This window comes from Haloarchaeobius pelagicus (assembly GCF_051207375.1).
Classification (GTDB): domain Archaea; phylum Halobacteriota; class Halobacteria; order Halobacteriales; family Natrialbaceae; genus Haloarchaeobius.
Map to the genome: position 1 here is coordinate 1,690,110 of NZ_JBPJZD010000001.1, position 10,546 is coordinate 1,700,655.

Annotated in this window: 16 protein-coding genes and 1 tRNA gene; 15 read left to right on the plus strand and 2 right to left on the minus strand. The window is 64.6% G+C overall.

Annotated features, from left to right (window positions below):
* Position 1: 1 nt before the first annotated feature.
* The 5 genes from paaB to ACSC1S_RS08935 are packed head-to-tail and all read left to right on the plus strand — an operon-like array spanning position 2 to position 2,711.
* Entirely contained in the window at positions 2–337 is a 336-nt protein-coding gene (paaB, locus tag ACSC1S_RS08915; RefSeq protein WP_261651465.1) for a 1,2-phenylacetyl-CoA epoxidase subunit PaaB, read from the plus strand.
* Positions 337–1,209 carry a 1,2-phenylacetyl-CoA epoxidase subunit PaaC gene (gene paaC / locus ACSC1S_RS08920; RefSeq protein WP_435364005.1) on the plus strand — a complete coding sequence of 291 codons (873 nt, stop codon included), beginning with the start codon at positions 337–339 and terminating at the stop codon, positions 1,207–1,209. Before paaB ends, paaC begins: the two co-directional genes overlap by 1 nt.
* Entirely contained in the window at positions 1,202–1,672 is a 471-nt protein-coding gene (gene paaD, locus ACSC1S_RS08925; protein WP_435364006.1) for a 1,2-phenylacetyl-CoA epoxidase subunit PaaD, read from the plus strand. Before paaC ends, paaD begins: the two co-directional genes overlap by 8 nt.
* Entirely contained in the window at positions 1,669–1,836 is a 168-nt protein-coding gene (gene paaE, locus ACSC1S_RS08930) for a 1,2-phenylacetyl-CoA epoxidase subunit PaaE (protein ID WP_261651468.1), read from the plus strand. The genes paaD and paaE overlap by 4 nt, the downstream gene beginning before the upstream one ends.
* Positions 1,837–1,883: 47 nt before the next feature.
* Positions 1,884–2,711 carry a hypothetical protein gene (locus ACSC1S_RS08935; RefSeq protein ID WP_435364007.1) on the plus strand — a complete coding sequence of 276 codons (828 nt, stop codon included), beginning with the start codon at positions 1,884–1,886 and terminating at the stop codon, positions 2,709–2,711.
* Between the two features lie 13 nt (positions 2,712–2,724).
* On the opposite strand, the gene ACSC1S_RS08940 is transcribed toward ACSC1S_RS08935, so the two are convergent.
* Positions 2,725–2,886: a hypothetical protein gene (locus ACSC1S_RS08940; protein ID WP_261651470.1), complete on the minus strand. Its 162-nt coding sequence runs from the start codon at positions 2,884–2,886 to the stop codon at positions 2,725–2,727.
* Between the two features lie 625 nt (positions 2,887–3,511).
* Between ACSC1S_RS08940 and ACSC1S_RS08945 the strand changes: the two genes are divergently transcribed.
* From ACSC1S_RS08945 to ACSC1S_RS08970, 6 genes are all read left to right on the plus strand, one after another.
* Positions 3,512–3,940: a hypothetical protein gene (locus ACSC1S_RS08945; RefSeq protein ID WP_435364008.1), complete on the plus strand. Its 429-nt coding sequence runs from the start codon at positions 3,512–3,514 to the stop codon at positions 3,938–3,940.
* Between the two features lie 90 nt (positions 3,941–4,030).
* The gene (locus ACSC1S_RS08950; RefSeq protein ID WP_435364009.1) at positions 4,031–4,909 is read left to right on the plus strand and encodes an NOP5/NOP56 family protein; all 879 of its coding nucleotides are present in this window, start codon (positions 4,031–4,033) and stop codon (positions 4,907–4,909) included.
* The gene (locus ACSC1S_RS08955; RefSeq protein WP_435364010.1) at positions 4,906–5,535 is read left to right on the plus strand and encodes a fibrillarin-like rRNA/tRNA 2'-O-methyltransferase; all 630 of its coding nucleotides are present in this window, start codon (positions 4,906–4,908) and stop codon (positions 5,533–5,535) included. The genes ACSC1S_RS08950 and ACSC1S_RS08955 overlap by 4 nt, the downstream gene beginning before the upstream one ends.
* Before the next feature lie 51 nt (positions 5,536–5,586).
* Positions 5,587–6,666 carry a glutamate--cysteine ligase gene (locus tag ACSC1S_RS08960; RefSeq protein WP_435364011.1) on the plus strand — a complete coding sequence of 360 codons (1,080 nt, stop codon included), beginning with the start codon at positions 5,587–5,589 and terminating at the stop codon, positions 6,664–6,666.
* Positions 6,667–6,757: 91 nt separating this feature from the next.
* Complete coding sequence (locus ACSC1S_RS08965; RefSeq protein ID WP_435364012.1) at positions 6,758–7,348, plus strand: helix-turn-helix domain-containing protein; 591 nt, start codon at positions 6,758–6,760, stop codon at positions 7,346–7,348.
* Between the two features lie 48 nt (positions 7,349–7,396).
* Positions 7,397–7,885: a phosphopantetheine adenylyltransferase gene (locus ACSC1S_RS08970; RefSeq protein WP_435318532.1), complete on the plus strand. Its 489-nt coding sequence runs from the start codon at positions 7,397–7,399 to the stop codon at positions 7,883–7,885.
* A 9-nt stretch (positions 7,886–7,894) separates the two neighbouring features.
* Here ACSC1S_RS08970 and ACSC1S_RS08975 read toward each other — a convergent pair whose 3' ends face one another.
* On the minus strand, positions 7,895–8,203 hold the full coding sequence (locus ACSC1S_RS08975; RefSeq protein ID WP_261651477.1) for a transcription initiation factor IIB family protein: 309 nt from the start codon (positions 8,201–8,203) through the stop codon (positions 7,895–7,897).
* Positions 8,204–8,298: 95 nt separating this feature from the next.
* On the opposite strand from ACSC1S_RS08975, the gene ACSC1S_RS08980 reads away from it, so the two are divergent.
* From ACSC1S_RS08980 to dacZ, 4 genes are all read left to right on the plus strand, one after another.
* Positions 8,299–8,382, plus strand: a tRNA-Leu gene (locus ACSC1S_RS08980).
* Positions 8,383–8,748: 366 nt separating this feature from the next.
* A complete protein-coding gene (locus ACSC1S_RS08985; protein WP_435364013.1) occupies positions 8,749–8,997 on the plus strand; it encodes a hypothetical protein in 249 nt (82 codons plus the stop codon).
* Between the two features lie 147 nt (positions 8,998–9,144).
* Positions 9,145–9,663 carry a type IV pilin N-terminal domain-containing protein gene (locus ACSC1S_RS08990; protein ID WP_435364014.1) on the plus strand — a complete coding sequence of 173 codons (519 nt, stop codon included), beginning with the start codon at positions 9,145–9,147 and terminating at the stop codon, positions 9,661–9,663.
* A gap of 63 nt (positions 9,664–9,726) precedes the next feature.
* Positions 9,727–10,539: a diadenylate cyclase DacZ gene (gene dacZ / locus ACSC1S_RS08995; RefSeq protein ID WP_261651480.1), complete on the plus strand. Its 813-nt coding sequence runs from the start codon at positions 9,727–9,729 to the stop codon at positions 10,537–10,539.
* The last annotated feature ends 7 nt before the right edge of the window (positions 10,540–10,546 follow it).

The window sequence follows — 10,546 nt, forward strand, 5'->3', positions numbered from 1 at the left end:
CATGATCTGGGAAGTCTTCCGACAGGAGAAATCGGGTGGGTACCACACCCACTGTGGCAACGTGCACGCGCCGGACCGCGAGATGGCGCTCATGTTCGCCGAGGTACAGCACGCACGACGCAAGCCGACGAACAGCCTCTGGGTCGTCCCCCAGAAGGAGATCGGCGAGGTCGACACCGAGGACGCGAAGTTCGGCGGCACGACCGACAAGGCCTACCGCTGGGCCATGACGTACAACTTCGAGGCCGCCGCCTCGGAGGTCGAAGAGTCCACGAGCGAACAGGAGACGGCCGAGCGCGAACGCCGCGCACAGGTCGAGAAGGCAGGTGGTAACTGATGGCAGCAGCAGAGACACTCCCCGAACCGCAGGAACTGTCCGACGAGGAACGCGAGGCGATCGAACACCAGCTCTATCGGCTGGCCGACGACGAGTTCGTCATCGCCGAGCGCTACACCGAGTGGCAGGTCCGTGCCCCGACGCTCGAGTCCGACCTCGCCCTGGCGAACATCGCCCAGGACGAGTACGGGCACGCCCGTCTCTGGTACGACCTGCTCCAGGACTGGGGCGCGACCGAGTCCGACCTCATCTGGGAGCGGCCAGCCGACGAGTGGCGGCACTCCAGCCTCTGCGAACTCGAGTTCGCCGAGGGTGACTGGGCCGACGCCATCGTCCGCTCGTACCTCTACGACGTGGCCGAGGACATCCGCCTGCAGGCGCTTGCGGACTCCTCGTACCCGCGCATCCGCGACCGCGTCGGTAAGATCCTCGGCGAGGAGGACTACCACCGCGAGCACGCCCAGAACTGGCTCGAACGGCTCTGCGAGGAGGACGACAGCCGTGCCCGCGTGCAGGACGCCCTCGACCGCCTGTTCCCGTACGCGCTGACGCTGTTCTCCCCGACCGACGAGGAGGTCGACGACCGCATCGTCGAGCTCGGTATCCGCTCGGAGCCCCTCGTGACCATGCGCGAGGAGTGGCTCGACGAGGTCGTCCCATACCTCGAATCGCTCGACCTCAGCGTCGACGACGCCGAGCTGCCCGAGCAGTACGACCTGCACCACTCCGCGTTCGACCTCCCGGCCGAGGTCGGCCGCGACCAGAGCCACACCGACGACTGGTTCGACCTGTACGACGACTTCACCCACACCTACAGCGAGTTGGGCCGCGAGAGCGCCAACCGCATCATGAAGGACCCAGACGATGAGTGACGTGTACGACCCGGACGACGTGCCGAACTCGGTCGACCCCGAAGACGACGACTGCGTCGACCCCGTCGGCAGCAGTGCCTGCGCGTACACGGAGTACGTCCAGGGCGAAGCCAGCGACGAGGTACCCGCGACCCGCGAGGGCAGCGAGGGCCTCGAACGCGCCGTCTGGGACGTACTGTACGAGATCGAGGACCCAGAGATGCCCATCTCCATCGTGGACCTCGGACTCATCTACGGCGTTGTGGCAGACGAAGACACTGGCGAGGTCACCGTCGACATGACCCTGACGTACTCCGGCTGTCCCGCCCGGACGATGCTGCAGGACCAGATGCGTGAGGCCGTGGCAGGCGTGGAGGGCGTCTCCGACGTCGACCTCCGGCTCGTCTGGTCGCCCGAGTGGAACCTGGAGATGGTGACCGAACAGGGCAAAGAAGACCTCCGTGAGTTCGGACTGAGCATATGAGACGACCCGACCCATCCGTCACGACCAGCGGCGAGAGCGAGGGTGCCGAGTGCCCGTACTGTGGCTCGGAGAACACCGTCCGTGACCATCCGAAGGGCCCGTCGCTCTGCCGGTCGATGCACTACTGCAACGCCTGCGACCAGCCGTTCGAGAAGATGGAGTAGCCGCCCCCTGGCAGACCTTTTGTAGTGGGGGTGCGTGGTCGACGAACATGGAGCAGCGGACGCTGGCGCGGCTGCAGGCCCCACACGAGGTACTCCGTCGGATGGTCGCGATGGCGGGCGTGCAGCCGAACCAGGACGCCGAATCGTACTACGACGAGATGTTCGTCCAGATCCACGAGGACCGTATCGAGACGCCCGCAGGCAGTATCGGGTCCTCGCTGGCGACGTACGGGACGGTCTCGACGGACGTGCTCTCGGACGTCACCATCGACTGCGGCCAGCCGGTCACCGCCATCTTCGACATCCAGGAGACCCTGCGGTGGTTCGCCTGGGTCGCCACGGCCCCGAGCGAGGAACTGACCGTCGAGTTCATCGGCGACCCGGACTCGGGTATCGCCTCGGACCTGCGCGTATCGACCCCGGACATCACGGCCCGCATCGACTGTTACCGCGACCCCGAACTGTTCGAGCAGATAACCATGGAGCTTCCGGACCGCTTCACCGACGAGGAGCGCTTCCGCCTGGAAGACGGGTCGCTCGCCCCGACGGTCGTCGAGACGACAGCCGAGACGGTCAGGCGAATCGCCAACGGAATCGATCTCGACCCGAACCTGTCGACGTATCCGTTCGTCGTCGAGGACGGCCAGCTCAGGGTCGTCCTGCGCAACAGGCAGTACACGCGGGCGACGGGGACGCTCGACGCGACGGTCGAGGGACCGGACGTGGAGAACGAGTACGGGGAAGCGTTCGCGGCGCTGTTCGACGCGGTCTCGGGCGAGCTGACGGTCCAGACCGGGCCGGCCGAACCGCTGGTCGTCGTCCAGGAACGCCCGGCGTACACGCTTCGCTACGTCGTGTTGCCGAAGGTCTGGTAGAAAGCGGCCCGCCTCAGTTGGGTCGCGCGAGATCGAGTGTGTAGTCGGAGCGGATCCACGCGTCCTCTTTCTTCGAGTCGTAGATCTCTACGTGTCCGTCGCCGGTGTCACGTGCTCTGTAGCGGTTGTTGATGTCGGGCGGGCTCGGTTCGGAATCGCTGTTCGTGCTGTTCATGGTTTGTTGCGCGGTTCCCCGCGACTGTGCTATTTGATACCGTTGACCGCAAAATAATAAGCCTTCCGGGGTGACTGAAGGGGCCGATATAGAGAATATTATCTCGATATAGGTTCGGATGGTGAGTGCTGACGGTGTTTCTGTTCGCCAGCCACGAACCTCCTGTCGGTGCTGTCGATAAGCGACGACTAGAAACCAGCCAGGGTTCGTAGCCACTACCTACAGCACCACAGATACCTCGACCCATGATCGATCTGTTCCCGCTCGTCCTGTCAGCCTTCTTCGTCCCGCATCTGCTCAACAGCGCCGGCCGTCTCCTCGACACTGCTATCGTTGTCTGGGCAGTGTCCGTCCGGACGCCCGCCGACCCCGGAACCGCGACCGAGGGCGAGCCGGTGGCGGTCGAGGGAACGGTCGTCGTCGACGAGCCCGCGTGGAAGCCAGGCGTGTCGTCGGGCAGGCGGGCCGTCCCGTTGGGGCTTACCTCTGGCGCACCACTTCGCCGTCCAGAGACGGGAACACGATCGATTTCGACTCGTGGACCGTCCGGGCGGCACGGAGTACCCGAGATAGTGGACTGGAACACGGGCGTTTCAGTATCCGTACCGGGACAGACCGAGTCCGCGTGGATCCGTCGTGGCTCCAGGAACAGTACGACACGAGCCGGCTTGCAGCGATCCAGTCGGGCAAGAACGTCTGGATACGGTTCAGGCACTGCCTCTGGAACGCTCCCGTGGTCCACATGACCGCCGACGAGACGACACGAACGCTCGATCAGTTGGTTGGTCTGTTCGAGAACGTCGATACCGAAGGACTCGAGGACCACGAACTCGATTCGGTCCCCGTACGAGACGGCGACACGATAGCGGTGTTCGGACGACTCGGCGTCGAAGACGGCGAACGCGTCGTGCGCGGGGGTGATGGACTGCCGTTCGTCCTCTCGGACCAGGGCTTCGACGGACTCAGACGGCACCTGTGGAGACGACTGCTCAAACACGGGTTCCGTGTCGCGGTCCCCATCGTCGCCATCGGTGCCATCTGGACGTACCTGTAGCGAGTTCGTCACATGTTGGCTCGAGTCCCTCACACCCAACCGACCCGCGGTATCGGGACGCATTTACAGACCGGGCGTATACGCCGGGACATGAGCGAGGACGCTACGGGGTCGGGCTGGTTCGCTACCCTCGACCGCGACGACACAGCCGCCGCCGTCACGGCGATCCGGACGGGGTCGGCACCGGAGCCGGCCGACTGGCCAGCGATGGCCGTCGATTCCGGGTTCGCGGAGGACGAGGACGAGTACTACGCGGTACTTCACGAGGCGACGGTCGCCGCTGCGCGCGCCGCCGCGACCGAACGCGAACGCGCCGGCGACCAGCAACTCGTCCACGCGGTTCGCGCGATGGACGACTGTCTCCGGACGGCCAACGAACTGGCAGAGCGCGTCAGCGAGTGGGCGAACGCGCTGTTCGACGACGACCGCGCGGGCATCCCATATGCTCGTGACCTGGCCGACCGGGAACCAGACCACCCCGACGAGGTACAGGTCGTCTCCCTCGCCGGGCGCGTCGCCGACCTCGCCGACGAGGCCGACGAGCTGGAGGAATACGTCGAGACGCGCGCGCCGGAGATAGCCCCGAACCTCGCGGCGATGGCCGGGCCGGTGCTCGCGGCGCGGCTCATCTCGCTCGCGGGCGGGCTGGAGTCGCTCGCGAAGAAGCCAAGCGGGACCGTCCAGGTGCTGGGGGCCGAGGATGCGCTGTTCGCGCACCTGCGCGGCCACGCTTCCTCGCCGAAGCACGGCGTCATCTTCACGCACGAGTACGTCCGCGGGACGCGCCCGCAGGACCGCGGCTCGGCCGCCCGTGCGCTCGCCGGGAAGCTGAGTATCGCGGCCCGTGTCGACCACTACTCCGGCGACCGGAAGCCCGAACTCGACGAGGAACTGGACGCGCGCATCGCGACGATACAGGCGCGTGCCGAAGACGGGAACGGCGGCGAGAGCGGAGGTGACGGCGAATGACGCTTCCTGAAGGGGTGGAACACCGGACCATCGCCGGTGACGAGCGACTCGCGACGAAAGGGTCCCCTGTCTACGGCGAGCCGACGGACGGCGAGTGGCGCGCGTGGGACCCCGGGCGCTCGAAGCTCGGCGCGCTGTTCGCCCGTGAGGTCGACACCGGCCTCTCGGGCGGGGACACCGTGCTCTATCTCGGTGCGGCGAGCGGGACGACGGTGAGCCACGTCGCCGACTTCTCGGGGCCGACCTACGCCGTCGAGTTCGCGGCGCGCCCGACCCGGCAGCTCGTCGGAGTCGCCGAGGACCGGCCGAACCTGTTCCCGCTGCTCAAGGACGCCCGGAAGCCGGACACCTACGCCCACGTGGTCGAGCGCGAGTGTGACGCCATCATCCAGGACGTCGCGACCCGCGGCCAGGGCGAGGTCGCGTGTCGCAACCGGCAGTTCCTGGCCGACGACGGGCGGCTCGTGGCCGCCATCAAGGCCCGCAGCGAGGACGTGACCGGTGACCCCAGTGACGTGTTCGACGCCGTCCTGGCCGATATCGAGGAGGAATACGAGATTCTGGCCACCGAGCGCCTCGACCCCCTGCACGACGACCATCTCGGCGTCGTGGCGCAACCGCGGTAGGAACGCCCGACTCCAAACGGCTTTTTAGCCGTGGCCGCGAACCACGGTCCGATGGAGCGAGGGTCGCCTGATGTGTTCGCCGAGCAGGGAACACTCGGAATCGAGGAGGAGTTCTTCGTCGTCGACGAGCGTGGCCGCCCGGTCTCGGGAAGCGACGCGCTGGTCTACGAGGGCGACCCACCCGAGATTCTCGACGGTCGCCTCGACCACGAGTTGTTCAAGACGGTCATCGAGACACAGACCCCGAAGTGCGAGTCGCTCGCCGACGCGACCGAGCAGCTGCACGCGGTCCGGGACGCCCTGACCGAGTACGCGGCCGAGCACGGCTACCGCATCGCGGCGGCGGGACTGCACCCGGCCGCGAAGTGGCGCGAACTCGAACACGCCCAGAAACCGCGCTATCGAGCCCAGCTCGACCGCATCCAGTACCCGCAGCACCGGAACACCACGGCAGGGCTGCACGTCCACGTCGGCGTCGACGACGCCGACAAGGCGGTGTGGGTCTCGAACGAGCTTCGCTGGTACCTGCCGGTGATGCTCGCACTGTCGGCGAATTCGCCGTACTGGAACGGCTTCGACACCGGGCTCTCGTCGGCGCGCGCGAAGATATTCGAGAACCTCCCCAACACGGGGATGCCAACCGCCTTCGAGGACTTCGAGTCGTACCAGCGGTTCGAGAACCTCCTCATCGACACGGACTCGATAAACGACCGGGGCGAACTGTGGTACGACGTTCGCCCGCACTCGGCCCATGGGACCGTCGAGGTCCGCGCGCCCGACGGGAACGCCGACCCCGACGTCGTCCTCGCGTTCGTCGAGTACACCCAGGCGCTGGTCGAGGACCTCTCGGCGCGCTACGAGGACGGCGAGAGTGGAAGCGCGGATGGCCTCCGCCGCGAGGTGCTGGACGAGAACAAGTGGCGCGCGATTCGCCACGGCCACGACGCCTCGTTCGTCGCACCCGACGCCTCCGGAACCGTCTCCCTCGGCGAGGTCGTCGACAGCGAGTGCGAGCGTCTCGGGGTCTCGGGCATCCGGGACATCTACGACGCCGAAAGCGGGGCGAGCCGCCAACGGCGTCTCCACGAGGAGGAGGGACTCGACGCCGTCTGTGAGTCTCTCGTCCTCTGAACGAGGACTCTCACCTGCCTGCCGTTGTCGTGCCGACCGCCCGAGCAATGGGTTTTTACTGCCAGGTTCCTTTTGTCCTTCTTGAGAGGACATGTCTGCGGACGATACCACCCAACCCGACGACGAGGGGACAGACACCGACGGAGAACCGGGAGACGAGCGAACGCCCCGCGAGCGAATCGAGGAGGGTCGCGACCGCGCCGTCGAAGGGTTCGACCAGGGCCTCGTCGACCTGCTCTCGTGGGTGCTCGACACCGAGACGCGCGCGAAGATCTACGTCTTCCTCCAGAAGCGCCCCGGGAGCACCAGCGAGGAGATCGCACAGGGCACCGGGCTCTACCCGAGCACGGTCCGCGAGGCACTCGCCGCCCTCCACGAGGAGGAGGTCGTCCACCGCGAGAAACGCGAGAGCAAGGGTGCGGGGAACAACCCCTACGAGTACACGGCCATCCCGCCGAGCGAACTCGTCAGTGGCATCGTCGGACAGGTCCAGAACGAGCTCAACACGGTCTTCAACCTCGACAAGATGCTCGACCGCGAGGCGGGTGACGACGGGGAGACCAGCGAACCCGTCACCATCACCGTCGAAGAAGTCGACGACGGCGACGAGGATTCCGGGGCGGCCGACGCGGACGCCGACGACCCGGAAACCGGTGACGACGGCTCCACGACGACCAAGTGAACTGCGGTTTCCGACTCTTTTATTGCGAGGGCAGGCATTGCTCCGTCCATGAAGGTTGCGCTGGGCGGGACGTTCGACCCCGTGCACGACGGCCACCGTGCGCTGTTCGAACGAGCGTTCGAACTCGGAGACGTGACCGTCGGCCTGACGAGTGATACCCTCGCCCCCAAGACACGGAACGTCGACCGGTACGTCCGGTCGTTCGACGAGCGAAAGCGCGACCTGGAAGCAGACCTCGCCGCCCTCGCAGACGGGACGGGCAAGGAGTTCGAGGTCCGCGAACTCACCGAGCCGACGGGTATCGCGACCGAGCCCCAGTTCGACTATCTGGTCGTCTCACCCGAGACCATCGACGGCGCAGAGCGGGTCAACGAAATCCGCGAGGAACGCGGCCACGAGCCACTCGAAATCGAGGTCGTCGACCACGTCCTCGCCGAGGATGGCGACATCATCTCCAGTACCAGAATCGTCAACGGCGAGATCGACGAACACGGTAACCTGACCCCCAAGCGGACGGGGCGTGAAGCGACTCGCTGACCGTTTTCCTTACCACGACGGTGGTTCCAGGCCCGCCGATTCGAGCACGTCCTTCCAGCGTTGCTGAATCGACAAGCGCGAGACGCCCGCAGCGTCGGCGACCTCGGTCTGTGACCGCCCGTCGCTCGCGATGAGTGCGCCCGCATACAGACTCGCCGCCATCGCCGGCTTCTTCGACCGCTCTGATTCCGGAACCGACGAGAGAAACAGGTCCACCGCATACGACCGCGCATCAGCGTCCAGGTCGAGCCGGTCGGCAGCGGTCTGGAGTTCGGCCAGCCACTCCTCGTTGTCCACCCGGTCCCGTGCACTGTACATACACCGCCGTACTGCCTTCGGAGACTTAAACCACCGGGCGGCGCGTCGACCGAACCCGACAGGTTCTTACTGGTCTCGGAAAAAGTCGGAAGCGCGCGTGGGTAGCCAAGCCAGGAAACGGCGCAGCGCTTAGGACGCTGTCCTATAGAGGTCCGCCGGTTCAAATCCGGTCCCACGCATGTTCTGTCCGAACGAAGTGAGGACGAACAGCGGACGGTCCGGATTCTGAACCAGCGAGCGAACGGAGTGAGCGAGTGAGGTTCAAATCCGGTCCCGGAATCTCGTCCAAACTATTGGCAGAGAATTTAACTTTACCTACCGTTTAGGGATGGTAATGGTGAGTTGACAAGAGTTGGGCGAAAGCGTCATCATCGCTTTCTGTACTATTCTCATTCTCACCGCAATTTGGCCGATGATGCCATCTATTGGTCCATTTTCGGAGTTGAGGTTGCCAATTAAAGCTGTGGTCGCCTTCGCTATCGCGGGAATCGTCATCGGACCAGGACGTGTTGCTTGGGATATTCTATCTGAAAGTAGGTGGTGAGATGGAGGGTCTAAAGTTCATCAACGCGATAATCGTACTCGTCGCCGTCACAGGTATCGCGTTTGTTGCGGTGGCCATATTTTCAAACATGGTAAATTCATCACTGGCATTAGAGCCTGGGGAAAAGTTCTACGGGGCACAAAGGGGGCAAATTTCCTTTGTAGTCAAAAATCTGGACTGGTTCATTGGTGGCAGTAGCCTATTGTTGAGTGCTTTGGGTTGGCTGGTTGTCCGAGGCCAACACCGCTGAACTACAGGTTCTCGAACACTATATCACCGACATCAGCAATTAGTTAATCAATATAAGTCCGGTAGAATCCGATTAGAGGCCCCTAGACAGCTTCTAACACGCAGAACGGCCATCAGAAACAAATACCGAAACGACGAGTCTTCGACCATGAAATCGAGGAGGGGTGTGTCGTCGGTGGTGAGCACCGTACTCATCGTGGGGCTCGTGATGATAATGGCGGTGACCGTGAGCGTCTATGCGCTGAACTTCACGGAGGAGAAGCGAGAGCCGTCGCCACAGATGCACGCGAACCTGGAGATGGTGTCGGCCGGCGACGGGGAGGTGATGGTGACGGCGAACGGAGGCGAGAAGCTCGAGATGAAGAACCTGGAAGTGGTGATTCGGAACCAGAACAACGACAGTCAGGTCAGGATCGTTGACCTGCAGGCGTCGGGGTCGTCGTTCGCGTCGAGCAATCTGGAGGGGACCGAGAGCATGGTGAACGAGACGAGTCCCACCGGCGAGTTCATCGCTGGCCCATCGACGACCGACGGCATCTGGGCGGCCGGGGAGCACATCGCAGTCGACCTGCCGAACCTGAATCAGGGCGACCGGGTGACGATACTGGTCGTCCACGTCCCGACGAACAGTGTCATCTGGCAGGAGAGCACGAACGCGACCGTCTGAAGAAACGGGAATCCCGTGCCGACCCCACAAACCTTTTTCACTCCGGGTTAGTTCTTACGCCCAATGGCGAATTTGGGCGAGCTATTCGGCGAAATACTCGCGGACGTGGACGCGATAGTGCTCTTCTCACCGAGTGGCTCGTATTTCGAGCGCTTCTCGGAGCTAGAAGAGCCGGAGGTGGTCGTCATCGGGACGGAGAACACGGTGGACGCCGAATCGTTCGTCGAGCTCCCGCTGGAGTTCGAGAACGTCGCGGAGCGGGTCCGCTTCGGCCTCGAGGGTGCCCTGGATGCGGGGCTGCTCGACGACGGTGACGTGTTGCTCTGTGCGACGAGCGTCTTCGACAGTGGTATCGATACGATTTCTCGGGTGCGCGCGGACGCGTCGAAGCAGTCCGGCGTGTACGACCTGTTCGCGAACTCGCGCGCGGAACCGAACGTCATCAAGAACGTGCTCGAACTGGCCGTCGAACTCGGAAAGAAGGGCCAGAAGGGCAAGCCGGTCGGCGCGCTGTTCGTGGTCGGCGACGCCGGGAAGGTGATGAACAAGTCGCGACCGCTGTCGTACAACCCGTTCGAGAAGAGCCACGTGCACGTGGGTGACCCCATCGTGAACGTGATGCTGAAGGAGTTCTCGCGGCTCGACGGCGCGTTCGTCATCTCCGATTCGGGGAAGATCGTCAGCGCGTACCGGTACCTCGAGCCGTCGGCGGAGGGCGTCGACATCCCGAAGGGGCTTGGCGCGCGCCACATGGCAGCCGGTGCGGTGACGCGCGACACGAACGCAACCGCCATCGTCCTCTCGGAGAGTGACGGGCTGGTCCGCGCGTTCAAGAACGGTGAGTTGCTGCTGGAGATCGACCCGGAGGACTACTGACGATGGC